The organism is Pseudomonas sp. YH-1 (assembly GCF_051990045.1).
Taxonomy (GTDB): Bacteria; Pseudomonadota; Gammaproteobacteria; order Pseudomonadales; family Pseudomonadaceae; genus Pseudomonas; species Pseudomonas nicosulfuronedens.
The window spans coordinates 691,061-713,921 of record NZ_CP178184.1 but is presented as its reverse complement, the minus strand read 5'-3'; the positions used below and the strand labels follow the sequence as shown (position 1 = coordinate 713,921).

The 22,861-nt window shown below is 64.8% G+C and carries 22 protein-coding genes; 9 read left to right on the top strand and 13 right to left on the bottom strand.

Annotated features, from left to right (window positions below; all coding sequences use genetic code 11):
- Positions 1 to 74 precede the first annotated feature (74 nt).
- Positions 75 to 2,462 carry a penicillin acylase family protein gene (locus tag ACKI1H_RS03195; RefSeq protein WP_138524414.1) on the bottom strand — a complete coding sequence of 796 codons (2,388 nt, stop codon included), beginning with the start codon at positions 2,460 to 2,462 and terminating at the stop codon, positions 75 to 77.
- A 107-nt stretch (positions 2,463 to 2,569) separates the two neighbouring features.
- Between ACKI1H_RS03195 and ACKI1H_RS03190 the strand changes: the two genes are divergently transcribed.
- Positions 2,570 to 3,619, top strand: coding sequence for an AraC family transcriptional regulator ligand-binding domain-containing protein (locus tag ACKI1H_RS03190; RefSeq protein ID WP_440467646.1), 1,050 nt, complete (start codon positions 2,570 to 2,572; stop codon positions 3,617 to 3,619).
- A gap of 3 nt (positions 3,620 to 3,622) precedes the next feature.
- Here ACKI1H_RS03190 and ACKI1H_RS03185 read toward each other — a convergent pair whose 3' ends face one another.
- Both ACKI1H_RS03185 and ACKI1H_RS03180 read right to left on the bottom strand, forming a co-directional pair.
- Positions 3,623 to 4,135: a transcriptional regulator gene (locus tag ACKI1H_RS03185; RefSeq protein ID WP_138524410.1), complete on the bottom strand. Its 513-nt coding sequence runs from the start codon at positions 4,133 to 4,135 to the stop codon at positions 3,623 to 3,625.
- Positions 4,136 to 4,223: 88 nt separating this feature from the next.
- Positions 4,224 to 4,799, bottom strand: a complete 576-nt coding sequence (locus ACKI1H_RS03180; protein WP_138524408.1) for a DUF6436 domain-containing protein — start codon at positions 4,797 to 4,799, stop codon at positions 4,224 to 4,226.
- Between the two features lie 123 nt (positions 4,800 to 4,922).
- Here ACKI1H_RS03180 and ACKI1H_RS03175 point away from each other — a divergent pair, with 123 nt between their 5' ends.
- A complete protein-coding gene (locus ACKI1H_RS03175; RefSeq protein WP_440467645.1) occupies positions 4,923 to 5,861 on the top strand; it encodes an alpha/beta hydrolase in 939 nt (312 codons plus the stop codon).
- A 153-nt stretch (positions 5,862 to 6,014) separates the two neighbouring features.
- On the opposite strand, the gene ACKI1H_RS03170 is transcribed toward ACKI1H_RS03175, so the two are convergent.
- On the bottom strand, positions 6,015 to 6,755 hold the full coding sequence (locus ACKI1H_RS03170) for a hypothetical protein (RefSeq protein ID WP_138524404.1): 741 nt from the start codon (positions 6,753 to 6,755) through the stop codon (positions 6,015 to 6,017).
- 100 nt (positions 6,756 to 6,855) lie between these two features.
- Between ACKI1H_RS03170 and ACKI1H_RS03165 the strand changes: the two genes are divergently transcribed.
- On the top strand, positions 6,856 to 7,482 hold the full coding sequence (locus ACKI1H_RS03165; RefSeq protein WP_138524402.1) for a 2OG-Fe(II) oxygenase: 627 nt from the start codon (positions 6,856 to 6,858) through the stop codon (positions 7,480 to 7,482).
- 24 nt (positions 7,483 to 7,506) lie between these two features.
- On the opposite strand, the gene ACKI1H_RS03160 is transcribed toward ACKI1H_RS03165, so the two are convergent.
- Positions 7,507 to 8,055, bottom strand: a complete 549-nt coding sequence (locus ACKI1H_RS03160) for a DUF6160 family protein (RefSeq protein WP_440467644.1) — start codon at positions 8,053 to 8,055, stop codon at positions 7,507 to 7,509.
- A gap of 256 nt (positions 8,056 to 8,311) precedes the next feature.
- Here ACKI1H_RS03160 and ACKI1H_RS03155 point away from each other — a divergent pair, with 256 nt between their 5' ends.
- Entirely contained in the window at positions 8,312 to 8,806 is a 495-nt protein-coding gene (locus ACKI1H_RS03155) for a DUF523 domain-containing protein (protein ID WP_045215561.1), read from the top strand.
- 140 nt (positions 8,807 to 8,946) lie between these two features.
- Positions 8,947 to 9,378, top strand: a complete 432-nt coding sequence (locus tag ACKI1H_RS03150) for a DUF4399 domain-containing protein (protein ID WP_138524398.1) — start codon at positions 8,947 to 8,949, stop codon at positions 9,376 to 9,378.
- Positions 9,379 to 9,441: 63 nt separating this feature from the next.
- Here the strand turns inward: ACKI1H_RS03150 and serA are convergent, their stop codons facing one another.
- Positions 9,442 to 10,671, bottom strand: a complete 1,230-nt coding sequence (gene serA, locus ACKI1H_RS03145) for a phosphoglycerate dehydrogenase (RefSeq protein ID WP_045215566.1) — start codon at positions 10,669 to 10,671, stop codon at positions 9,442 to 9,444.
- A gap of 190 nt (positions 10,672 to 10,861) precedes the next feature.
- On the opposite strand from serA, the gene ACKI1H_RS03140 reads away from it, so the two are divergent.
- From ACKI1H_RS03140 to ACKI1H_RS03125, 4 genes are all read left to right on the top strand, one after another.
- Entirely contained in the window at positions 10,862 to 12,256 is a 1,395-nt protein-coding gene (locus tag ACKI1H_RS03140; RefSeq protein ID WP_138524396.1) for an FAD-binding oxidoreductase, read from the top strand.
- Positions 12,257 to 12,415: 159 nt separating this feature from the next.
- Complete coding sequence (locus ACKI1H_RS03135) at positions 12,416 to 13,081, top strand: fumarylacetoacetate hydrolase family protein (RefSeq protein WP_045215570.1); 666 nt, start codon at positions 12,416 to 12,418, stop codon at positions 13,079 to 13,081.
- Positions 13,082 to 13,165: 84 nt separating this feature from the next.
- A complete protein-coding gene (locus ACKI1H_RS03130) occupies positions 13,166 to 14,086 on the top strand; it encodes an SdiA-regulated domain-containing protein (RefSeq protein WP_138524392.1) in 921 nt (306 codons plus the stop codon).
- Positions 14,087 to 14,205: 119 nt separating this feature from the next.
- Positions 14,206 to 14,589 carry a NirD/YgiW/YdeI family stress tolerance protein gene (locus tag ACKI1H_RS03125; RefSeq protein WP_138524390.1) on the top strand — a complete coding sequence of 128 codons (384 nt, stop codon included), beginning with the start codon at positions 14,206 to 14,208 and terminating at the stop codon, positions 14,587 to 14,589.
- Between the two features lie 277 nt (positions 14,590 to 14,866).
- Here the strand turns inward: ACKI1H_RS03125 and ACKI1H_RS03120 are convergent, their stop codons facing one another.
- The 7 genes from ACKI1H_RS03120 to ACKI1H_RS03090 form a co-directional block, all read right to left on the bottom strand.
- The gene (locus ACKI1H_RS03120) at positions 14,867 to 15,898 is read right to left on the bottom strand and encodes a histone deacetylase family protein (protein WP_045215578.1); all 1,032 of its coding nucleotides are present in this window, start codon (positions 15,896 to 15,898) and stop codon (positions 14,867 to 14,869) included.
- A 46-nt stretch (positions 15,899 to 15,944) separates the two neighbouring features.
- Positions 15,945 to 17,342, bottom strand: a complete 1,398-nt coding sequence (locus ACKI1H_RS03115; protein WP_440467643.1) for an APC family permease — start codon at positions 17,340 to 17,342, stop codon at positions 15,945 to 15,947.
- 385 nt (positions 17,343 to 17,727) lie between these two features.
- Positions 17,728 to 18,777, bottom strand: coding sequence for an ABC transporter substrate-binding protein (locus tag ACKI1H_RS03110; RefSeq protein ID WP_440467642.1), 1,050 nt, complete (start codon positions 18,775 to 18,777; stop codon positions 17,728 to 17,730).
- Positions 18,778 to 18,820: 43 nt separating this feature from the next.
- Positions 18,821 to 19,609, bottom strand: a complete 789-nt coding sequence (locus ACKI1H_RS03105; RefSeq protein WP_045215587.1) for an ABC transporter permease — start codon at positions 19,607 to 19,609, stop codon at positions 18,821 to 18,823.
- The gene (locus ACKI1H_RS03100) at positions 19,606 to 20,523 is read right to left on the bottom strand and encodes an ABC transporter permease (protein ID WP_138524386.1); all 918 of its coding nucleotides are present in this window, start codon (positions 20,521 to 20,523) and stop codon (positions 19,606 to 19,608) included. The genes ACKI1H_RS03105 and ACKI1H_RS03100 overlap by 4 nt, the downstream gene beginning before the upstream one ends.
- Entirely contained in the window at positions 20,520 to 21,569 is a 1,050-nt protein-coding gene (locus ACKI1H_RS03095; RefSeq protein WP_045215592.1) for an ABC transporter ATP-binding protein, read from the bottom strand. The genes ACKI1H_RS03100 and ACKI1H_RS03095 overlap by 4 nt, the downstream gene beginning before the upstream one ends.
- Before the next feature lie 267 nt (positions 21,570 to 21,836).
- Positions 21,837 to 22,853, bottom strand: a complete 1,017-nt coding sequence (locus ACKI1H_RS03090; protein ID WP_138524384.1) for an AraC family transcriptional regulator — start codon at positions 22,851 to 22,853, stop codon at positions 21,837 to 21,839.
- Between the last annotated feature and the right edge of the window lie 8 nt (positions 22,854 to 22,861).

The following is a 22,861-nucleotide window of genomic DNA, read 5'->3' as shown; positions in this document are numbered from 1 at the left end:
CTCCCGCAGCACTCTCTACATCCACCCATGAAAAACCCCGCCGAAGCGGGGTTTTTCATTTCTAACAGAACGAATCAGCGACGGACGGGGATCAGTCGCAGGATGCCGTGGGTATTGGCCTTCACTTCGTTGTCGTCATAGTGCTGTGGCAGATACTGGCCTTCGATATAGGCCTCGGCCTGGTCGTCGTAGTGCTTGTCGAACGGCACGCCGCTCTGGCCGACCGGATTGATGCCCAGGCTATGGGCCGGGTCGGCGAAGTCGATCAGGCGACGAGTGGACGGGCCGTAGACCACTTGCCAGGGCGCCGGGCCGACACGGGCGGAGAGGTTGTTCGGCACCTCGTGGCCGCCCGGCGCGGCGAACGGGCCGACATTGAAGAGTCGGTCCAGCGGCTTCTGCTGGCCCAGCGGGTGGCCGTGGGTGAGGGTGTGCGCCTTGCCCCACTGCCACTGCTCCGAGTCCTGGCCGAGTTTTGCGCGCAGGTGCGCCAGGCTGTCCTTCCAGGCGGCCTTGACGATATCGGCGCGGGTTTCCCGCTGCGGCGTCTTGCGGTTGTCCCACCAGGGCGACTGCTCGTCGGCGGCCAGGCGCGGCAGGGCCACGTCGAGCACGCGGGTGGACAGCAGGTTGTCGAAGAAGGCGTCGCCCATTTCGTCGCGCATGGCGCCATCGGCCACCTGGTAGAGCAGCTGGTTGAAAACTGTCGCGGTGACGGAATCCAGCGGATGGTCGCCCTGCCAGTTGGCCAGGTTCTCCACCAGCGCCTTCTCTTCGTCGGTCGCAGCGGCCTCACGCAGGATTGGCAGCAGCGGCTTGAGGAAGCGCGGGCCATAGCCGGTGGCGGTGTCCAGTTGCAGCGCCTGGCTGTTCTGCAGGTCCCACTTCACCGAGTTGTCGGACAGGCGCTTGTTCAGCTGCTGGCCTCGATCGGGCAGGTTGTAGTAACCGGGCACCGGTCGGCCGTTGGCCGGCACCGGCTGGAAGTTGGCGGAGACGATGTAGCCGCGCGCCGGGTTCTCTTCCTGCGGGTTCTCGCTGAAGGGGTAGAAACCGGTCTTGTCGGCCTGGCTGCTGGCGCCGTCGAGCAGGAAGTTCGGGTTGACCCCGTCCGGACGTACCGGCAACTGCGCCGAGGCCCACCAGCCGATGTCGCCGTGGGCATTGGCGTAGACCACGTTGAGTCCCGGCGACTGGATTTTCGACGCCGCCGTGCGCGCCTTGGTGAGGGTGTCGGCGCGGTTCAGTTCGTAGAAGGCGTCGAGGATCGGGTTCTGGGTTTCCAGGAAGGCCCACCACATCGCCACTGGGGTCTTGCCCGAGGCGGTACCCAGCGCGTCGTTGACCAGCGGGCCGTGGGGCGAGCTGCGCAGGGTAATCTTCACCGGCGCCTCGCCCTTCACCGCGATGCTCTGCTCCTCGCTCTTCAGGTCCACCCACTGGCCGTGGTACCAGACCTGGTTGGGGTTGTCGGGGTTGACCTTCTCGGCGACCAGATCGACGTCGTCGTTCTGGAACATGGTCAGGCTCCAGCCGAACTGCAGGTTGTGGCCGAGCGAGGCGAAGGGGTTGAGCGCCTGGTAGTGGCCATACAGTTCGAAGCCCGGTGCGCTGGCCTGCATCTCGTACCACACCGCCGGCACGGCGAAGCGGATGTGCGGGTCGCCCGCCAGCAGCGGCTTGCCGCTCTTGGTGCGGCTACCGGAAACGGCCCAGGCGTTGCTACCCTCGAACTGCGGCAGGCCGGCCTTCTCCAGCGCCGCGTGGCTCAGCCGGGCGATGGCGCTGAGGTCCTGCCAGTCGGCGGCGGCCAGCGCCTTGGGAGTCATCACGCCTTCGGGGTGCCAGTCCAAGTCGAAGACCTTCAGGTAGTCCGCGCCCAGCTCGTCGCGCACGTAGGTCAGCACCGGCTCGGTACGGAAGGCGGCGGCGAAGCTGTAGGCCATGTAGCCGGCAACGCTGACGGTGTCTTCGGGCGTGAAGGCGCGCTTGGGAATGCCGAGGATGTCGAACTCCACCGGGCGCGGGTGACTGTCCTGGAACTGGTTGACGCCATCGAGGTAGGCGACCAGCGCCTTCCACGCGGGGGAATTCTTGTCCTGGGTCTTCACGTACTCCGCCGCGTGGTCGCGAATGCGCAGGCTGCGGAACATGCGGTCGGTGTCCACCAGCTTGGGCCCGAGCACCTCGGCCAGCTCGCCACGGGACAGCCGCCGCAGGATTTCCATCTGGAACAGGCGGTCCTGGGCGTGGACATAACCAATCGCCCGGTACATGTCCTCCTCGCTGCCGGCCTTGATGTGCGGCACGCCACGCTCGTCGTAGCGGACCGTGACTTCGCTGGCGAGGCCGGCCAGGGGCAGTTGTCCATCGCGTACCGGCTGCTTGCCGTGCAGGTACCAGCCGGCACCGGCCGTTGCAGCGGCGATGACGACAGCGAGGACAGTCAAAGTGCGTTTCATGCGGCAACTCCTTGTTGTTATGCGGCGATTTTGCAGTGGATGCCGCTCGTCGCTCATTGACCAAATGTCTCGTGGCTGGAATTCTCCGGTCAATTCCAGGAGTGACCATGGCCGCCCCCAAGCTGAACTTTCCCGCCACCCCGGCGCTGACCCAGTCCGCCACCCTGCGCCGCCAGCTGTACGAGGCGCTCTCGGTGCTGGGCTTCGACCCCACCGACATCTACCGCCAGGCCCTGCAGAAGGTGCGCTTGCCGCCGCCAGCGCAGAGCGGTCGTCTGGTGCACGACGACGCCCCCTTGTTCTGGACGACGCTTGACGACATTACCGGCGACGCCGATATCGGCCTGCACCTGGGCGAGGCAATGAAGCCGCGCCTGCTGGACGTGGTCGGCTACCTGCTGATGGCCAGCAGCGACCTGCGCGAGGCGCTGCACAGCTTCCTGCGCTTCCAGCACATCCTCTCCGGTGGCTTTGCCGCGCAGATGCGCGAGGAGGGTGAGCAGATTCGGCTGATCCTCGACCTCAACTACCTGGGCACCAGCAACCTGCGGCAGCAGATGGAGTGCCTGATGCTGCTGTTTCTCAAGCTGCTGGCGCTGATCACCGACGATGAATTCCGCATCCAGGCCATCGAGTTCCGCCATCCGCAGCCGCGTCGGCTGAGTGAGCACCGGCGGCTGTTCGGCCTGACGCCGAGCTTCGGCAAGCCCAATGACGCACTGTTGTTCGACCGCGCCCAAATGGCCCGGCCGTCACGCACCGGCAACCCGGTGCTGCACCGTTTGCTGACCGAACATGCGCGGGAACAGCTGGGAACGCTGGATGAAAACGACCTGCTCAATCGCCTGCGCTACCTGCTCGGCATTCGCCTGGGGGAAGAGGAGTGCACCTTGCAAAGCTGCGCCCGCGAGCTGGGCGTGCGCCCTGGATTGCTGCAGCGCAACCTGGCGAGCCGCGCGCAGACCTTCAGGGAAGTGCGAGAAGAGGTTCGCCGACAGCGTGCGGCGCAATTGCTGGAGCAGGGCGTGGCGATCCGCGAAGTGGCGCGGGCCTGTGGATTCGCCGAGTTGTCGCCGTTCTATCGCGCGTTCAAACGCTGGTATGCGATGCCGCCCGAACGCTATCGCCAGCGCCTGCAGGGCGGCACCGAAGGTTGAGGATTACTCGGCCAGCGGGATTTCGCGGCTGACTTCCAGCAGCGCCATGGCGTCGAGCTGGTCCTCGATCTGCAGGAAGCGCAGCGCGCGTTGCGGCGAGACTTCCTTGGCGATGCGCTTGAGGTACTTCTCCTTGAGGTCCTGCTTGTCGTCTTGCAGCTCCAGCACCTGCTTTTGCAGTTTTGCCGCGTCGTCGTTGCTCACCGAGCCGGTGTTATAGCTGTTGGCGTAATCGATGATGATTGCCAGGGTCTGCTTGCTCAGCTTGTCCGCCTCGGTACGGTAGCTGTTGTAGATCGGCCAGAACTTCTCGGTTTCCTGGGGGGTGAGCTTCATGTTGGCTTCGACGATGCGCTTGCGCTTGTAGTCGATGTCGGCGATGCGGTTGTTGATGGCCTGCTTGTGCTGCTCCATTACCTGTTTGCTGTTGGGGGCATCTTCGGCGTGGGCGGCCAGGGGCAGGACAAACCCGGTGGAGAGAATGGCGCAGAAGGCGAGGGCGGAAGGAAGACGCATGCGGAAAGCTCCTTGGTAGCGATCGGCCCTTCATGGGCCGGCGATCCAAGTGTAGTCACGGATTGGCCATCGTCTTCGTTGATGCGGCTCAGTGCTTCGCGCCATCCCAGGGGCAATAGCAGCCCACCGCCAGGGTGTGGGTCGCGTTGACCTGGCGCCCCTGCACCAGCGCGTCAAGGATCGGTTCGATGAAGCTGTTGCCTGAGGTACACACCGCGCCTTCGCTGTAGGGGCCGAAGTAGGCCAGCTTGCCCTGCGCGTCCCAGATGGCCACGGCGGGGCTCGCCGGCAACTGTTCGGCCCCGGGCAGGGAGTCCAGCGCACGCATCGATTTCAGTGTGTCGGGGAGATGCCCTCGGCTGCCGGGCTTCTGCACGGCGAAGAACTCCACGCCCTGCGGACCGAAGCGCTGGATCAGCTCGGCGAGGTGCTGCTGGTTGCCGACGTTGCACGGGCAGGCCGGGTCCCAGAAGTGCACCAGGCGAATCTTGCCGGGGCCGGCCAGTTGTGCGGGCAGCATCAGGTGGTCGCCGGAAAACAGCTGCGGCTGGTGGCTGAACGGGCGGATGAAACGGTTCTCGTACCACCAGTAAGTGGCGAGCAGTGCGCCCAGGCAGAGCGCGGCGATCAGCCAGGTGAGCAGCGATTTTCGGCGTGAGGACATGGCGGCGACCAGTGACAGAGTCGGTAAGATAGCCGACAAGCTTGCCACGGGGGCGAGCGCGGCAGAATATCCCGCTGCTGCCCGCGCTCCTTTCGTCACCCGCCTGCCAGAAGCGAAAAGCCCATGCCTGAAGCCTTCCAGCCCGATCTGCTGCGCTCCCTGCTGCGACCTCTGACCGCAGAGGCGAACGAGGTGGGCATCGCGCTGTACCAGCATTTCTACGGCCTTGACCTGCAGGCCCGTCACCCGGGCCTGCAGAGCCGGCTGGGCATCTTCGAGGCCGGCGGTTACCAGATTGCCGCGCAGTACTGGCGACCGGTGCTGGCGCGGGGAACCGTCGTACTGCTGCACGGCTACTACGACCATATGGGGCTTTACCGCCACGTGATCGACTGGGCGCTGGACATGGGCTTTGCCGTGCTGGCCTGCGACCTGCCGGGGCATGGGCTTTCCGGCGGTGCTGTCGCCAGCATTGGCGATTTCGCCGAGTACCAGGTGGTGCTCGGCGCCCTGCTCGACCAGGCCCAGACGCTGGAGCTGCCGCAACCCTGGCACCTCTGCGGGCAGAGCACCGGTGGGGCGATCCTGCTGGACTACCTGCTTACCGGTGCACCGCGCCCCGAGCTGGGCCGTACCATCCTGTTGGCGCCGTTGGTTCGACCGCGGGCCTGGGGCTGGTCGAAGTTCAGCTATCAGTTGCTGCGGCCCTTCGTGGACTCGATCCCGCGGCGCTTCAGCGATAATTCCAACGACGCCGAATTCCTCGCCTTCCTGCGCGACCGCGACCCGCTGCAACCCAAGACCCTGCCCACGGCCTGGGTCGGCGCGCTGGCGCGCTGGATTCCCCGCATCGAGGCGGCCGGCCATGGCGCGCAGAGCCTGCTGGTGGTGCAGGGCGACGCCGACGAGACGGTGGACTGGCGTTATAACCTGAAGGTGCTGGAAGAGAAGTTCGAGAAGATCGAATGCCTGCTGCTTACTGGTGCACGGCACCACCTTGCAAACGAAAGCGAGACGTTACGCAGGCGCTACTTCGATTTTCTCAGTGAGCGGATGGCATAGCGAGGCAGATGCGGGGGAGGGATTCGCTGTAGTCGAGGGTGTGTCCTTCACTCCTTGCGCCATGATCCTCAGGCGCCACCCTCTGTACAGCGGGTGCCATTCTAGGAGGAGCGTTCCTCGGAGTGGTCCTCTAGCGGTGTCGGTCTTTTCCGATCACTGTCCGTCGGAGGAAACCGATAATCCAGCCTTGAGGGCGGCCAGGGCGGCGCGGTAGTAGTCGCGGCCGGCCGGCGACTCGCTGAAGTCGGCGAACTGCCCCAGCTCGGCATCGCTCAGGCCGCGATAGACGTACAGCAGGGTGTTGTCGAGATCGGCGCCGATCTGGCTCATCAGCTTCTGCCGCTGGCCTTCGAGCATGCCCTGGGTGGTGCCGCCGCCAAGCAGACCGGGAAGCATCTGGCTGAGGCTGTCGGCGGCCACGCTGGCCAACGCCAGGCTGACTTCGGCGCCGGCTTCGCGGGCAGGGAGCACCTGGCTCAGGCGATGGACGACCTGCTTGCGCGCATCGCTGGCCTGCTGGCGTGGCAGGCCGTTGGCGTACTTCTGCAACTGGTCACTGCGGGTGGCCAGGGTCTCGGCGCCGGCAACCTTGCGGCCCAGCGGGGATTCGAAGAAATTCACCGCCGCCGTGCTGTCCGGCAGGCTCTGGCGCAGGCCGTTGAGGGCGCGCTGGTCGATGTCGGCGGGGGCGAAGCGCTGGTTGCTGTTGTCCACCAGCGTCTGGTACAGCGCCGGCGGCAGGTTGCCCTGGTAGCGCTTCTGCGCGGCATGCAGGGCGTCATTGAAGTGCGCTCGCTGTTCCGGCCAGCCGGCGGCCTGGTACAGGCGCTGGTAGTTGTCGGCCAGGGCAGGCATGCCCAGTACAAGAAGGGTGAGGGCCAGCAGTACGCGCATTGCAACTCCTTTTGGGCGGCAGGGTTCGCTCGCCGGAGGCTATTGTCGGCAAGGCTTGCCCCGCTTGTCGAGACACTGGCGCCGGACGTTACAATACGCCATGCATTTCGACGCCCCTTCTCCATTCGTGCAAGGCCCCCTCCTGCAAAGCATCGTTGACGACCTCGCCGAGAAGGGCTGGTCGCAGCAGGACGCCTTCCTTCCCGATGCCCTGATCGCGCAGCTGGCGACGGAATGCCGTGCCCGCGACGCGGCCGGCAAGCTGGCCTCCGCGGCCATCGGAAGGGGTGAGGGGCAGGCCGTGCGCGAAGGCATTCGCGGCGACCGTATCCAGTGGCTGGAGCCCGGCCAGTCCGAGGCCTGTGACCTCTACCTGGGTGCGCTGGACGCGCTGCGCCAGCAAATCAATCGCTCGCTGTACCTGGGCCTGGAAGACTTCGAAGGGCACTTCGCGCTCTATCCGCCGGGGGCGTTCTACCAGAAGCACCTGGACCGTTTCCGCGACGATGACCGCCGCGCCCTCTCCGCCGTGTTCTACCTCAATCGCGACTGGCCGGTGGCGCAGGGCGGCGAACTGCGGATGTACCTCTCCGACGAACGGACACTGGACCTGTCGCCGCTGGCCGGCCGGCTGGTGGTGTTCCTCTCTGGCGAGTTCCCCCACGAGGTGTTGCCGGCTAGCCACGAGCGTCTGTCGCTCACCGGCTGGTTCCGCCGCCGCGGCTAAGCCTCGCTCCGAACCCCGAAGGCGTCAGTGGCCCCAGATCTTCAGGGTGCCGCTGATATCCTGGATGTCGCGTACTTCGATGCTTCCCAGCTTTCCGCCGCCCACGTAGAGATCACCGGCTACGCGCAGGCGGATAGTCTGTGACGGTAGCCCGCTGGCATTGAGTTGCTGGTTGATGGTGGTCAGGTCGGGCAGGGTCAGCGCCAGTTGCTGCTGGCCGCCGGCACCCTGCACCACGTCCACCTGCAGGGTCGGCTGCTCGATGCCGAAGATCGGCAGGCTCAGGCCCAGTTGCGCGGGCCCATAAGGCAGGCTGCCGCCACGGCCGTCGGGGCAGTCCCCGGCGCTTACGCAACCGTTGTCTATGAACACGTTGCGCAGCGAGACACTGCCGCCGTCATCCTTCCACGCCACGCTGTCCATGCGCGCCAGCACGTCGGCGCGGATGCTGATGCCGTCCTGGCCACTGATGGCGCCCAGGCGCTCGTTATCCAGGGCCTGGAGCTCGGCGAAGGCAAAGGGCAGGTAGGACAGCGCGGCGAAGGTGGTGGTGCAGAGCAAGAGGCGAGGCATGACGGAGGCTCCATGGCGATTGGCCGATGCGCGAGTCTGGGTGGCGGCCTGCCTGGCGGCCAGTGCCGGACGGCTGTTCCCGTCGAAGGTTGTGTTTCAGCGCTGTGCCGACGGCCGGCGAGCCGCTCAAGGACCCGACTTTCGGCGGGGCGGAAACCTGTTGCGACAGACGCACCGATGAAAGTTGAGTTACCCGGCGTGACCGGCAAACGGCGAGCGGCTAGTCTGTCCCCTTCCAAAAGGGAGTGATTCGCCCATGCAGAAGGTTCTCGTCAGCCGCTGCCTGCTTGGCCATCGCGTCCGCTACGACGGCGGCGCGCACGGGCCATTCGACCTGCTATCGCGCTGGCTGGACCAGGGGCGGGTGGTGGCACTGTGTCCGGAGGTGGCCGGTGGTCTGCCGACGCCCCGCGCCCCGGCGGAGATCCCTGGCGGCCAGGGCATGGCGGTGCTGGAGCGGGCGCGCCCGGTGATGACGGTGGAGGGCGAGGACGTCAGCGACGCTTTCCTGCTCGGCGCCGAGGAGGCGATGGCGCTGGTGCGTCGCCACGACATTCGCCTGGCGGTGCTCAAGGCGCGCAGCCCGTCCTGCGGCAACCGCGAGAACTACGACGGCAGCTTCAGCGGCCAGAAGGTTGCCGGTGAAGGCGTCACTGCCGCCGCGCTCAAGCGCATGGGCGTGCTGGTGTTCAGTGAGGAAGAGCTGGATGCCGCCGCCGTCTGTCTGGCCGGGCTGGAAGCCGGAGGCTAGAGCGCTCGCCGTCACTCGAAGATGCACTATTTTGCTTGAGCCTCGCGCCGTGGCGCCTATGCTTGTGCGTTCCATGCGTGAGGCGAGGCCGGCCTGAGCGGGTCCTTCGCCTTTCGATTTCCATGTAGAAGGAGAAGAACATGAGAACCCTGCTGCCTTGCCTGGGCCTTGCCGCGCTGCTCGCCGGCACCTCTGCCGTTGCCGCCGATATCCCGCGTACCCCGGCTCCGGAAGGCGCGAAGGTGTACTTCATCGAGCCGGCCGACGGTGCCACGGTGGACAAGACCTTCACCGTCAAATTCGGCCTCAAGGGCATGGGCGTCGCGCCGGCGGGCGTGGACTCGCCAGCCACCGGCCACCACCACCTGCTGATCGACCTCAAGGAGCAGCCGGCGATGAACCTGCCGCTGCCGATGACCGACCAGATCAAGCACTTCGGCAAGGGCCAGACCGAGACCCAGGTGACCCTGCCGCCAGGCAAGCACACCCTGCAGCTGCTGGTGGGCGACAAGAACCACGTGCCCTTCGATCCGCCGGTGGAGTCGCAGCAGATCACCGTCAACGTGAAGTGATCGTTTTCCAGGCATGAAAAAAGGAGGCCCAAGGGCCTCCTTTTTCTTTGCTGCTAACCGCGCTTAGAACAGTACGCGGCTGCGGATGGTGCCGTTCACGTGCTGCAGCTTCTCCAGCGCCAGGTCCGAGTACTCGGCGTCGACGTCGATCACCACGTAGCCGACCTTGTCGTTGGTCTGCAGGTACTGGCCGGAGATGTTGATGCCATTGTCGGCGAACACCTTGTTGATTTCGCTCATCACACCCGGGATGTTCTCGTGGATGTGCAGCAGGCGGTGTTTGCCCGGGTGTGACGGCAGGGCCACTTCGGGGAAGTTGACCGAGGACACCGAGGTGCCGTTGTCGCTGTACTTGACCAGCTTTTCGGCCACTTCCAGGCCGATGTTGGCCTGGGCTTCGGCGGTGGAGCCGCCGATGTGCGGGGTCAGGATCACGCGATCCAGGCCGCGCAGCGGGCTTTCGAACTCGTCGTCGTTGGACTTTGGCTCGACCGGGAACACGTCGATGGCGGCGCCGATCAGGTGCTCGTCCTTGATTGCGGCGGCCAGGTGGTCCAGCTCGACCACGGTGCCACGGGCGGCGTTGATCAGGATGCCGCCTTTCTTGATGGCGCGGATTTCCTTCTCGCCGATCATCCACTGGGTGGACGGCAGCTCCGGCACGTGCAGCGAGACGATGTCGGACATGCCGAGCAGCTCGTGCAGGTTGCCGACCTGCTGGGCGTTACCCAGCGGCAGCTTGGTCACGGTGTCGTAGAAGAACACCTGCATACCCAGGGCCTCGGCCAGGACCGAGAGCTGGGTGCCGATCGAGCCATAGCCGACGATGCCCAGCTTCTTGCCGCGGATCTCGAAGGAGTTGGCGGCGGACTTGATCCAGCCACCACGGTGGCAGGAAGCGTTCTTCTCCGGAATGCCGCGCAGCAGCAGGATGGCCTCGGCCAGCACCAGTTCGGCCACCGAACGGGTGTTGGAGTAGGGCGCGTTGAACACGGCGATGCCGCGCTCGCGGGCCGCGTTCAGGTCGACCTGGTTGGTGCCGATGCAGAAGCAGCCAACGGCGATCAGCTTCTTGGCAGCGTCGAAGACTTCTTCGGTCAGCTGGGTGCGGGAGCGGATACCGATGAAGTGGGCATCGGCAATCTTTTCCTTCAGCTCGTCACCGGACAGAGCGGTCTTGAGGTACTCGATGTTGGAGTAGCCGGCCGCCTTGAGGGTGTCGACGGCGTTCTGGTGCACGCCTTCAAGGAGAAGGAATTTGATCTTGCTCTTGTCGAGAGAAGTCTTGCTCATCTGCTTTGAACCTGTAGTCCCGGGATGTGGCGAGAAATTGAACAGCTCAGGCCGGACCGGCCGGTGCCAAGCTTGGCGCCAGGTGGCGATCTGCGTGGGGTGCGTATGCTAGCATGTTCTCCCTTTTCCTTGCCCGGTTGCGACCTGAGCTGTTCTCAGGACGACCATGAACCATTTGAGAGTTCCTCCAATGACCCGCGACGCCCTGATCGAATCGCTCAAGCCCCTGCTGGATGCCGGGAAGCTGCTGACAGACGCCGATTCCCTCGACACCTACGGCAAGGATTGGACCAAGCATTTCGCCCCGGCGCCCCTGGCGATCGCCTTCCCCAAGAGCACCGAGCAGGTCCAGGCCATCGTCCGCTGGGCCAATGAGCACAAGGTCGCGCTGGTTCCCTCCGGTGGTCGTACCGGCCTGTCCGCCGCTGCTGTCGCGGCCAACGGCGAAGTGGTCGTGGCTTTCGACTACATGAACAAGGTGCTGGAATTCAACGAGTTCGATCGCACCGTGGTCTGCCAGCCGGGCGTGATCACCAAGCAGCTGCAGACCTTCGCCGAAGAGCACGGCCTGTACTACCCGGTGGACTTCGCTTCGTCGGGTTCCAGCCAGATCGGCGGCAACATCGGCACCAATGCTGGCGGGATCAAGGTCATTCGCTACGGTATGACCCGCAACTGGGTCGCTGGCATGAAGGTCGTCACCGGCAAGGGCGACCTGCTGGAGCTGAACAAGGACCTGATCAAGAACGCCACCGGCTACGACCTGCGCCAGTTGTTCATCGGCGCCGAAGGCACCCTGGGCTTCGTGGTCGAGGCCACCATGCGCCTGGAACGCCAGCCGAAGAACCTCACCGCGATGGTCCTGGGCACCCCGGACTTCGATTCGATCATGCCGGTGCTGCACGCCTTCCAGAACAAGCTGGACCTGACCGCCTTCGAGTTCTTCTCCGACAAGGCCCTGGCCAAGATCATGGCCCGTGGCGACGTGCCGCCGGCCTTCGAGACCGACTGCCCGTTCTATGCCCTGCTGGAGTTCGAGGCGAGCACCGAGGAAGTGGCCAACGAGGCACTGGCCACTTTCGAACATTGTGTAGAGCAGGGCTGGGTCCTCGATGGCGTGATGAGCCAGAGCGAGCAGCAGCTGCAGAACCTGTGGAAGCTGCGCGAGTACATCTCCGAGACCATCTCCCACTGGACGCCGTACAAGAACGACATCTCCGTCACCGTCGGCAAGGTCCCGGCCTTCCTCAAGGACATCGACGATATCGTCGCGGCCAACTACCCCGACTTCGAAGTGGTCTGGTTCGGCCACATCGGCGACGGCAACCTGCACCTGAACATCCTCAAGCCCGAGAACCTGACCAAGGACGAGTTCTTCGCCAAGTGCGCGACCGTCAACAAGTGGGTGTTCGAGACGGTACAAAAGTACAACGGCTCCATCTCGGCCGAGCACGGCGTGGGCATGACCAAGCGCGACTACCTGGGTTACTCTCGCTCCGAGGCTGAAATCGGCTACATGAAGGCAGTCAAGGCGGTGTTCGATCCCAACGGGATCATGAACCCGGGCAAGATCTTCGCCGAATAAGCTGCGGTATCCAGAAGGGCCGGCTCTTTGGAATAGAGGGGCCGGCCCTTCGTACGTCAGCGTCACGGGAAGTGGCGCGTGCGCCGGCAGGATGCGGGCAACCGCCTGGGATCACGAGGCCCGCGCGGATCATCTCTTCCATGCGTTCAGGAGTCGGTCATGAGTTACCAGCACCAGTATGTCGATGGCACCCCGATCCATTTCACCCTGGGCAAGGTGGTCTGCGTCGGCCGCAACTACGCGGAGCACGCCAAGGAGCTGAACAACCCGGTACCGACCGAGCCGCTGCTGTTCATCAAGCCGGGTTCCTGCACCGTCTCCCAGGCGGGTGGCTTCGCCATTCCGGAAGATCGTGGCTCGGTGCACTATGAGGCGGAAATCGCCGTGCTGATCGGCAAGCCGCTGTCGCGCAAGCCGAGCGCCGAGGAAGTGCTGGATGCCATTTCCGGTTATGCCCCGGCGCTGGATCTGACCCTGCGCGACGTACAGGCCAAGCTGAAGGAAAAGGGCCTGCCGTGGGAGCTGGCCAAGTCCTTCGACGGCGCCTTCGTGCTGGCGCCCTTCGTCAGTGCTGATCATTTCCCTGACCCGACCGACATCGGCATCCGCCTGGTGATCGACGGCGAAGTCCGCCAGGACGGCAACAGCCGCGACATGCTCAACCCCATCGTGCCGCTGATCCAGCACATCTGCGGGCACTTCTCGCTGCAGCCCGGCGACGTGGTCTCCACCGGCACCCCGGTCGGCGTCGGCCCGCTCAAGAGCGGCAGTGACGTGGTGCTGGAACTTCCCGGTGCCAGCCGATTCGAAAGCCGCGTGCTTTAACTCCGTTGTCCCGCCGAAGGCCGCCGTTTGTGCGGCCTTCGCTTGTTGCGGGGCACCTCGCCGTGCTGACCAACAAGAGTCTTCATGACCATGTCCATCCTTCGTCCTCGCTGGCTGCTGCTGGCCCTGCTGTTCATCCTGGTGGTGCTCGGCTACCTGACGTCCCGCTTCCACTGGGATGACCGCGCGCGTCTCTGGTTGCGCGAACAGGACACCAGTACCCAGGCGCGCTCGGAAAGCATCTGGCTGCCCGGTTACCGGGCGGTGATCCAGGCCAAGCCGCTCCGGGGTGGCATCGAAGGGCAGGAGACCTCCGACCTGGCCTACAATCCGGTGACCCGCACCCTGTTCACCGTGACCGGCAAGAAACCGCTGCTGGCCGAGCTGTCGCTCACCGGTGACGTTCTGCGGGTGATCCCCCTGCTGGGCATGTCCAACCCCGAAGGCGTGGCGGTGCTGGAGAACGGCAATATCGCCGTGACCGACGAGCGCCAGAATTCCCTGACCATCTTCCACGTCGACCCGCAGACACGCGAACTGAGCACCGCAAAGCTGTCCAGTTTCGACCTCGGTCCGCGCGGCAAGAAGAACAAGGGCATCGAGGGCATCGCCTGGGACCCCCGCCAGCATCGCCTGGTGCTGGGCCAGGAGCGTGACCCACTGGCGCTGTTCAGCCTCGCCAGTGACGGCGGGGCCAGCCTGAGCGGTGCGCTCCAGCCCATGCCCAGCGATCTGCTGATGACCAACGTCTCGGCGCTGAGCATCGACCCGCGGACCGGCCATACCCTGGTGTTGTCGGCGGAGTCACACCTGCTGCTGGAGCTGGACGAGAAGGGCGAACCGATCAGCTTCATCAGCCTGCTCGGCGGGCTCAACGGCCTGGACGACCGCATCCCGCGTGCCGAGGGCGTGGCCATCGACGAGCAGGGCACCATCTACATGGTCAGCGAGCCGGACCTGTTCTACGTGTTCAAGCGCGAGGCGCAGTCCGGCGAGGGGAACTGATCCAGATCGGAGCAATGCGGGCGTTTGCGGTCTTAAGCTTGGATTAAGTCCCGATTCAGGATGGTTTCAGCCGTCGGCACTAAGCTGAACCCATCGAAAACGCCCAAGGAGGCACTTCCATGAAACTGACTCACCTCCCGCTGATCGCCGCCGTTGGCCTGTTCTCCACCGTCACCTTCGCCGCTGGCGGCTACACCGGCCCGGGCAGCGATGCCCAGCCCGCGGCCGCTGCCGCCGGCCAGATCACCACGGTGAAACAGGCCCAGGCCGCCGCCGATGACACCAAGGTCGTACTCGAAGGCACCATCACCAAGCGCATCAGCAGCGAGCACTACGAGTTCAAGGACGCCACCGGCAGCATCCAGGTCGAGATCGACCACGACGATTGGCCGGCCGGTACCTCGGTTTCCGAGAACACCAAGGTGCGTCTGACCGGTGAAGTCGATCACCACAAGCAGAAGCCCACGGACATCGATGTGGACCGCGTGGAAATCCTCCAGTAACCCACTCTCGATAAAAAGCCGCGCCGGGAACCCCATCCCCGGCGCGGCTTTTTTTGCATTCCTTGCCCTTGGTGGTCGCGCTGGAAGACTCTTTGGCTCCCTCTCCCCGGCCCTCTCCCTGAAGGGCGAGGGAGTCGTTCGGCGTTGCCGGAAAGTGTGGAGTTTCGCTTGATGCCGCTCAGTCCCCTCTCCCTTCGGAGCGGGGCGCGTAGCCAGGGTTAGGGAGAGGGGCTCTCCGGCCCGCGCCGAAGGCTCAGGCGTTCAATCCCACAGCACTTCAACCGATGCTTTCAAACCCCTGCAGCACGTTGATCGCGTTGATGCCGATCTCTTCCACCGCGTAACCGCCTTCCATCACGAACAGGGTCGGCAGGCCCAGCTTGCCAATGGCTTCGCCCATGCGCAGGTAGTCCGGGCTGTCCAGCTTGAACTGGGAGATCGGGTCTTCCTTGTAGGTGTCCACGCCCAGCGACACGATCAGCACGTCGGGCTTGTACGCCGAGATCTGCCGGATCGCCGCCTGCAGCGCCAGGCTCCACACCGACCAGTCGCTGCCCGAGGCCAGCGGATAGTTGAAGTTGAAGCCTTCGCCCACGCCCTGTCCCTTTTCGTCGGCGTAGCCGAGGAAGTAGGGATACTCGAAGCGCGGGTCACCGTGGATCGAGGTGAACAACACGTCGGCGCGGTCGTAGAAGATGTCCTGGGTGCCATTGCCGTGGTGGTAGTCGACGTCGAGGATGGCCACGCGGTTGGCGCCCTGGTCGAGGATCGACTGGGCGGCGATGGCCGCGTTGTTGAAGAAGCAGTAGCCGCCCATGAAGTCTGCCGAGGCGTGGTGACCCGGCGGACGGCACAGCGAGAACACCGAGCGCGCGCCCTTGGCCAGTTCGGCCTGGCCGGTCATCGCTACGTTCACCGAGCTGAGCACCGCCTGCCAGGTGCCGGCGGTGATCGGCGCGCCGGCGTCCAGGCTGTAGTAGCCCAGGCGCCCGTCGATGCTGTCCGGTTCCTTCTGCCGCAGGCGGCGGGTCGGCCAGCAGATCGGCAGCATGTCGTGGGTCCGGCCGGTGGCCAGCCAGTCACGCCAGGCGTGTTGCAGAAACCGCACGAAGCCTTCGCTGTGCACCCTCAGAATGGGGTCCAGGCCGAAGTCGCGCGGGGCCTGGATGTCGCCCAGTTTCACCGCCTTGGCCCGGTCCAGCACCATGTCGGCGCGGCTGGGCTTTTCGAAGCAGGGGGTGAACTGGCCGCCGATCAGCTCGTGCTGACCGTGGTGCAAGCGATGGTCGTCGGTATAGATCGTCAACATCACGCGCTCCTGAGGGCGCCTCCGGGCGCCCGTTGGGTTCTGGTTGTCAGGCGTTTTCCTCGAAATTCACACTCGGTGCCTTGCGACGGAAGCCGCCGGTATGCACCGCCAGGTAAGCGAAGCCGACCGCGAACCAGCTCAGGCCGACGACCAGCGTCAGCTGCGAGAGGCTGGTCCACAGCCACAGGGTCAGGCACAGGCCGATGAACGGAATCGCCCCGTACAGCAGGACGTTCTTCGTGCCGCGGCGGCGCTCGACCCCCAGGTAGGTACGGATCACTGCCAGGTTGACCACGGAGAAGGCCACCAGCGCGCCGAAGCTGATCATCGAGGCGAGGGTGGTCAGGTCCAGCACGATGGCCAGCAGGGAAACCGCCGAGACCACCAGGATCGCCACCACCGGGGTCTGGAAACGTGCGTGCAGGACGCCGAACAGGCTACGCGGCAGGATGCCGTCACGGCCCATGGTGAAGATGATGCGCGACACCGAAGCCTGGGACGCCAGCGCCGAGCCGATGCAGCCGGCGATGTAGGCGGAGGTGAAGAAGTTGCCGAGGAACTGGCCACCGGCCTTGAGCATCACCTCGTTGGCCGCCGAGTCGGCGTTCTGGAACACGCTGCCGGGGAACACCAGTTGGCTGATGATCGCCAGCAGGGTGAACATCAGGCCGGCGATGACGGTGGTGATGATGATCGCGCGGGGAATGTCGCGGCGGGCGTCGCGGGTTTCCTCGGCCATGGTCGATACCGCGTCGAAACCCAGGAACGACAGGCACAGCACCGCGGCGCCGGCCATCAGCGGGGCGAAGCCAGGCTGGCTGCCATCACCGACGAAGGGCAGGCTGAAGTCGATCGCCGCGCCGCCGGACAGTGTCTTGATCGACATGACCACGAACACCACGATGAACACCAGTTGCGCGCCGACGATCACGTTGCTCATGCCGGCGACCTGGCTGATGCCGACCACGTTGAGCACGGTCACCAGGGCGATGGAGGCGACCACGAACATCCAGGCCGGGATTTCCGGGAAGGCGATGTTCATGAACAGGCCGATGAGCAGGTAGTTGATCATCGGCAGGAACAGGTAATCGAGCAGCAGCGACCAGCCGGACAGGAAGCCGACCACCGGGCCGAAGCTCAGGCTGGTGTAGGAGTATGCGGAGCCGGAGATCGGGTACTTGCGCACCATGAAGCTGTAGGAGGCTGCAGTGAACAGCATCGCCAGCAGGGTGATCAGGTAGGCGGTGGCGGTACGGCCGCCGGTCATCTCGGTGACCACGCCGTAGGTGGTGAACATGGTCAGCGGGACCATGTAGACCAGGCCGAAGAAGACCAGGGCGGGCAGGCCCAGGACGCGTTTCAGGCGGGCATCGGCGCTGGCCGGAGTGCCCTGTTGGGTGTTCTTTGAAGTCGGTGCAGTGCTGGCGCTGTGTTGGCTGGCCATGGGGGAATCCTCGCGATTTTTATGATGGCTTGCGGGCGGCGTTCGGTGGCCGTCCTGCTGTCGTCGGCTTACGGCTCAGCCGCAGTGCTGACGACGCGCGAGGAATGAGGGTGTGTGCTGCAGGTTGACGCAAAAGCTGGTCATGGGCGTTCTCGGGGCATTTGTTCTTGTGGATAACGCGCTCGCGTTCCCTCGGGATTTCCCTGCGCCATCTGCGATGGTGCAAGGGCTGGCCGCCTTTCCAGCCGCTCCCTGCGCGAGCCGCCCGACTCTAGCAACCGAGGTCAGCGGGCAGAACCCTGCAAAGGGTCAAAAAGGGATCGAAATGGCCAAAATGGCTGTCAGGGCCACCCGGCGCGCACCGCCGCGCCGGGTGACCTTGCGGTCATTTCTTCAGCTTGGTCCAGACCTTGGAACGCAGTTGCAGGGCCTTGGGCGAGCAGAGCTTGAAGGGCTTCAGGCGATCCAGCTTGTCCGCCGGGGTGTTGATCGCCGGATCGTCGAACAGCTCCTTGTCCATGAACTTGTCCGAGCCTTCGATCGCGTTGTTGTATTTGGCGAAGTTGGAGGCCAGGGCGATGTTCTCAGGCTGCATCATCCAGTTCAGGAAGGCGTGGGCCTCCTTGATGTTGGTGGCGTCCTTGGGAATGGTCAGGTTGTCGATGAACAGGCGCACGCCTTCCTTGGGATAGACGTAGACCAGGCTGGCGCGCTGGGCGTGGGCGCGGTGGAAGGCGCCGTTCCATTGCTGGTGCATGGAGACCTCGCCGGCGGCCATGCGCTCGATGGTGCCGTCGCTGTTGTACATGGCCAGCATCGGTTTCTGCTTGAGCAGCAGGTCCTGGATCTTCGCCGCCTCTTTCGGGTCCTCGGTGCACTCGTCGACGCCCAGGTAATAGGATGCCGGGGCGTAGAGCTCTTCGATGGAGTTGAGCGCGACGACCTTGCCTTTCAGCTCCGCCGGCGGTTCGAAGAATGGCTTCCAGCTCTCATCCAGCTTGCCGCCGGGGACCTTGGCGCTGTCGTAGCTGTAGCCGGTGGTGCCCCACAGATAGGGCACGGAGTAGTCGTGGCCCGGGTCGTAGGTCAGGGTCTTGAACTTGTCCTTCAGGTTGGCCAGGTTCGGCAGCTGCGACTTGTCGAGCTTCTGCAGCAGGCCTTCCTTGACGAAGATCTCGATGAAACTGTCCGACGGTACGACCACGTCGTAGGCGCCGCCGCCGGCCTTGAGCTTGGCCAGCAGGGTTTCGTTGCTGTCGTAGGAGTCCAGGGTGGCGTGGATGCCGGTGTCCTTCTCGAACTTCTTCAGCAGCTCCGGCGGGAAATAGTCGGACCAGTTGGCGAAGTGCAGGGTGCCGTCGGCGTGGGCGCTGCCGGACAGCAGCAGGCTGGCGGCGACGAGCGCGCGGGCGATGGGGGTACGGCGGAATTTCATCGGTGAAGCTCCTTGCAATGTTGTTTTGTTTGGCGGCAGGAGGTCAGCGGCGACGCTGGCCGACGTAGTACGACAACGCAACGAACGCGATGGAAATCAACAGTATTATTGAAGATATGGCGTTGATCTTCGGGGAAATCCCCATTCGGATGGAGCTGAAGATGTACACCGGCAGGGTGGTGGCCCCGGCGCCGGCGACGAAGTAGGTGATGACGAAGTCATCCATCGAGATGATGAACGCCAGCATCGCCCCCGACACGATCCCCGGCGTCAGCAGGGGGAAGGTCACCTTCCAGAAGGTCTTCCACGGCGAGGCATAGAGATCCGCCGCCGCTTCCGCCAGCCGTGGGTCCATGCCTTCGAGGCGGGCGCGGATCGGCAGGTAGGCGAAGGGAATGCAGAAGACGATGTGCGCCAGCAGGATGGTGAACAGCGACAGCTTCAGGCCGATGAAGGCGAAGAACATCAGGGTCGCCACGGCGGTGACGATCTCCGGCACCAGCAATGGCAGGCCCAGTACGCCGCTCATCAGCGTCTGCCCGCGGAACGAGCGACCGCGCATGCCCAGTGCGGCGAGCGTGGCCAGGGTGGTGGCGACGACGGTGGCCAGGGTGGCGACGATCAGTGAGTTCTTCGCCGCGCGAAGGATCTCCGGGTCGTCCGCGACGACCGAGTACCACTTCAGGCTGAAGCTTTCCCACAGCGTGGCTGACTGGCCGCTGTTGAAGCTCAGCACCACCAGCACGAAGATCGGGATGTAGAGGAAGGCGAAGAACAGCCAGGCGGCGGGACGGACCCCGGTGAAGCGCCAGAGCGGGTTGGCCGACTTCATGGATGACCTCCCGACGCGCCCTGTTTGAACCGCATGCTGTAGATCATCATCGCCAGCAGCACGAAGGCCAGCAGGGCGAAGGACAGCGCTGCGCCGAACGGCCAGTTGTGTGCCGTGCCGAACTGCAGTTGGATCAGGTTGCCGATCATCAGCGACTTACCGCCTCCCAGCAGCTCGGGAATGATGTAGCTGCCCAGCGAGGGAATGAACACCAGGATGCAACCGGCGACGATGCCGGGCATGGCCAGCGGGATGATGATTCGCTTCAGCGCCTTCCAGCGGTTGGCCCCCAGGTCGAAGGCCGCCTCCACCAGGCGCCAGTCCATCTTCTCCAGACTGGTGTAGATGGGCAGGACCATGAACGGCAGGTAGGTGTAGAGCAGGCCGATGATCACCGCGTTGTCGGTGTAGAGGATGCCCAGGGAGGCGTCGGAGAAGCCCAGCCCGTGCAGGCCTTCGTCGATCAGCCCGCCATTGCGCAGCAGCAGCATCCAGGCATAGACCCGCACCAGCAGGTTGGTCCAGAACGGCACCGTGACCAGGAACAGCAGCAGGTTGCGTCGGCGTTCGTCCTGCAGCGCCAGGTACAGCGCAGTGGGGAAACCGATCAGCACGCAACCCAGGGTAGTCAGGATCGACAGCCAGAACGAGCGCTGGAAGATGCCCAGGTAGTCGGCGTTGAACGACAGGCTGTCGTCCAGGTCGCGTTCCCAGAGGAAGTTGATGTAGGCCTCGACGGTGTGCTGGCCCCACTTCACGCCGCCGTAGTCCCCCGGTGCCTGGATCGACACGGCGAACATGATGCCCAGCGGCAGGACCAGGAATACGATCAGCATGATCATCGCCGGGCTGGTCAGGGCCAGGCGGTTGAACAGCGATTTGCGTTCCGCTTGTGCGCGTAGTGTTGTACTCATTCGGCCAGCACCCGGATGGCGGTGGCGGGAACGCGGACCCGCACCCGCGCGCCGGGCGCGTGGGTGGAAAGGGCGCCGTCGCGGTTCTGCTGACGGACCCGGAAGCCGCCCTGACCGGCGACATTGAGGTGGTACACGGTGTCGGTGCCAACGTAGACGATGTTCTCGACCACGCCTTCGAGCTGGCCGTCCTGCGCCAGCTCGGTGCGCTCCGGGCGAATCGCCAGGGTCACCTTGCCCGGCAGGGTGGTGGCGGCCGGGAGCAGTTGGCCGTCAGCCAGGCGCACGCTGTCGCCGCTGGATTCGCCTTCGAGGAAGTTGGTCTCGCCGATGAAGTCGGCCACCAGGCGGTTGACCGGCGCCTCGTAGATCTCGGTGGGTGTGCCGATCTGCATGACCTTGCCGCGACTCATCACCGCGATGCGGTCGGACATGGTCAGCGCTTCTTCCTGGTCATGGGTGACGAAGATGAAGGTGATGCCGGTCTCGTGCTGCAGGCGCTTGAGCTCGATCTGCATTTCCTTGCGCAGCTTCAGGTCCAGCGCGGAAAGCGATTCGTCGAGCAGCAGCACCTTGGGCCGGCTGGCCAGGGCACGGGCCAGGGCGATGCGCTGTTGCTGTCCGCCGGAGAGCTGGTCGGCGCGGCGCTTGCCGACGTCGGGCAGGCGCACCAGGTCGAGCATCTTCTGCACGGTGGCGTCGATGTCGCTGCGCTGCTTGCCCTGCATTTCCAGGCCGAAGGCGATGTTCTCCGCCACGGTCATGTGGGGGAACAGGGCGTAGCTCTGGAAGACGGTATTGACCGGGCGCTTGAAGGGCGGAAGGCCTTCCATCGCGTCGCCATACAGGCGAATGCTGCCGGAGGAGGGTTGTTCGAAGCCGGCGATCAGTCGCAGCAAGGTGGTCTTGCCGCAGCCGGATGGGCCGAGGAGGGTGAAGAATTCGTTGGCGCGGATTTCCAGTGACACGTCGTCCAGGGCCTTGAGGCCTTGTCCGGGTGTACCGAACTCCATGCATATCCGCTCGATGGTGATCGCGCTGGTCATGCTCGTACCATGCAGTTAAGCAGTTGTTATTGTTGAGGTTTTACGGTTTCTAGGACCGTTTCACCTAGCTGCGGATTGATAATGACCAAGCGCCGGGATACGCAGAACGATAGATCAGGCCAATAAGGGATAAATCAGGCCAAGTTGAAAATGCACTCTGACATGCTGGATTTCGGGCGTCAGCGGATTGCTGTGCTGGACGGTCTGGGGGCGTGGAGGTGGTGAGAAACAATGGGCGTGGCAGGTTGTAGGATGGGCGTCTGGGCATCAGCCTCGGTACAAGCTCGGACTCGCCCCGCTCCAGCGCTGGAAGGCATGCCGGAAACTGGCCGTCTCGCTGTAGCCCAGCTGCTCGGCAATCAGGTAGATCGGCAGGTCGGTGTCCTTGAGCAGTTGCCGCGCGCGGTCGAAGCGCACCTCGTCGAGCACCTGTTGATAACTGGTGTTCTGCTGCTGCAGGTGGCGCCGCAGGGTGCGGGTGGAGCGGTGCAGGTGGCGCGCCACGTTGTCCAGGCTGGCGGTGTCCTGCAGGTGGCTGGCCAAGTGCTGGCGCAACTGGTCGATCACATCGCCACGGGCGCTGAGTAGCCCGCTCATGCGCAGGCACTGTTGTACGCCGTTGTGGCAACTGACCGGGTCGGCCAGCGGCAGCGGCCGGTCCAGCAGCGCCGGGCTGAAGCACAGCGCGCTGGTGGGGGCGCCGAAATCCACCGGGCAGCCCAGGCGCTCGGTGTAGGTTTCTGCGTGCAGCGGCGGTCGATAGGCCAGCAGCAGCCGCCGGGGTCGGACAGACTCGCCGAGCAGGTCGCGGATCACCGTCAGCAGCGAAGTCAGGCACAGCTCGGTGTTGAACACCGTCAGCTCCGGCGCGTAGCGGTAGCCGTCGGCGGTCAGGTGGACTTCATCACCCTGCGGGGTCAGCGCCAGACGGAAGTAGGTGCCGAGCAGCTCGGGAAACGACAGTGCCAGTTGCAGCGCATCGCGCAGGGTGCGGCTGGCGAGCATGCTGTAGCCGAGAATGCCGTACGCCGAGACATGCATGCGCAGGCCGAGGTAGAGGCCCAGCGCTGGATCGTGGTGGCAATTCAGGGCGTTGGCGAAGACCCGCAGTTCCTGTGCATGGGTGATCAGCTTCTCCGGCGTCAGCAGATCCGCCTCGCCGATGCCGCTGCCCTCCAGCAGCTTCGGGCGCGGCACGCCAGCGTGGTGCAGCACTTCGGTTGCCAGCACCACGGTGTGCAGGGTCGCCTGCTGGCGTTGTTCGGGAAGCAGGTGCTGGGCCATCTGTACGC

What these genes read in the sequence shown, in the direction of transcription:
- ACKI1H_RS03105 (WP_045215587.1), bottom strand. Translation starts at nt 19,609, where the DNA reads ATGAAGTCGGCCAACCCGCTCTGGCGCTTCACCGGGGTCCGTCCCGCC.
- ACKI1H_RS03095 (WP_045215592.1), bottom strand. Translation starts at nt 21,569, where the DNA reads ATGACCAGCGCGATCACCATCGAGCGGATATGCATGGAGTTCGGTACA.
- ACKI1H_RS03190 (WP_440467646.1), top strand. Translation starts at nt 2,570, where the DNA reads ATGGCCGCCCCCAAGCTGAACTTTCCCGCCACCCCGGCGCTGACCCAG.
- ACKI1H_RS03130 (WP_138524392.1), top strand. Translation starts at nt 13,166, where the DNA reads ATGACCATGTCCATCCTTCGTCCTCGCTGGCTGCTGCTGGCCCTGCTG.
- ACKI1H_RS03140 (WP_138524396.1), top strand. Translation starts at nt 10,862, where the DNA reads ATGACCCGCGACGCCCTGATCGAATCGCTCAAGCCCCTGCTGGATGCC.
- ACKI1H_RS03115 (WP_440467643.1), bottom strand. Translation starts at nt 17,342, where the DNA reads ATGGCCAGCCAACACAGCGCCAGCACTGCACCGACTTCAAAGAACACC.
- ACKI1H_RS03170 (WP_138524404.1), bottom strand. Translation starts at nt 6,755, where the DNA reads ATGCGCGTACTGCTGGCCCTCACCCTTCTTGTACTGGGCATGCCTGCC.
- ACKI1H_RS03110 (WP_440467642.1), bottom strand. Translation starts at nt 18,777, where the DNA reads ATGAAATTCCGCCGTACCCCCATCGCCCGCGCGCTCGTCGCCGCCAGC.
- ACKI1H_RS03125 (WP_138524390.1), top strand. Translation starts at nt 14,206, where the DNA reads ATGAAACTGACTCACCTCCCGCTGATCGCCGCCGTTGGCCTGTTCTCC.
- ACKI1H_RS03180 (WP_138524408.1), bottom strand. Translation starts at nt 4,799, where the DNA reads ATGTCCTCACGCCGAAAATCGCTGCTCACCTGGCTGATCGCCGCGCTC.
- ACKI1H_RS03150 (WP_138524398.1), top strand. Translation starts at nt 8,947, where the DNA reads ATGAGAACCCTGCTGCCTTGCCTGGGCCTTGCCGCGCTGCTCGCCGGC.
- ACKI1H_RS03185 (WP_138524410.1), bottom strand. Translation starts at nt 4,135, where the DNA reads ATGCGTCTTCCTTCCGCCCTCGCCTTCTGCGCCATTCTCTCCACCGGG.
- ACKI1H_RS03160 (WP_440467644.1), bottom strand. Translation starts at nt 8,055, where the DNA reads ATGCCTCGCCTCTTGCTCTGCACCACCACCTTCGCCGCGCTGTCCTAC.
- ACKI1H_RS03175 (WP_440467645.1), top strand. Translation starts at nt 4,923, where the DNA reads ATGCCTGAAGCCTTCCAGCCCGATCTGCTGCGCTCCCTGCTGCGACCT.
- ACKI1H_RS03100 (WP_138524386.1), bottom strand. Translation starts at nt 20,523, where the DNA reads ATGAGTACAACACTACGCGCACAAGCGGAACGCAAATCGCTGTTCAAC.
- ACKI1H_RS03165 (WP_138524402.1), top strand. Translation starts at nt 6,856, where the DNA reads ATGCATTTCGACGCCCCTTCTCCATTCGTGCAAGGCCCCCTCCTGCAA.
- ACKI1H_RS03135 (WP_045215570.1), top strand. Translation starts at nt 12,416, where the DNA reads ATGAGTTACCAGCACCAGTATGTCGATGGCACCCCGATCCATTTCACC.
- serA (WP_045215566.1), bottom strand. Translation starts at nt 10,671, where the DNA reads ATGAGCAAGACTTCTCTCGACAAGAGCAAGATCAAATTCCTTCTCCTT.
- ACKI1H_RS03195 (WP_138524414.1), bottom strand. Translation starts at nt 2,462, where the DNA reads ATGAAACGCACTTTGACTGTCCTCGCTGTCGTCATCGCCGCTGCAACG.
- ACKI1H_RS03090 (WP_138524384.1), bottom strand. Translation starts at nt 22,853, where the DNA reads ATGGCCCAGCACCTGCTTCCCGAACAACGCCAGCAGGCGACCCTGCAC.
- ACKI1H_RS03120 (WP_045215578.1), bottom strand. Translation starts at nt 15,898, where the DNA reads ATGTTGACGATCTATACCGACGACCATCGCTTGCACCACGGTCAGCAC.
- ACKI1H_RS03155 (WP_045215561.1), top strand. Translation starts at nt 8,312, where the DNA reads ATGCAGAAGGTTCTCGTCAGCCGCTGCCTGCTTGGCCATCGCGTCCGC.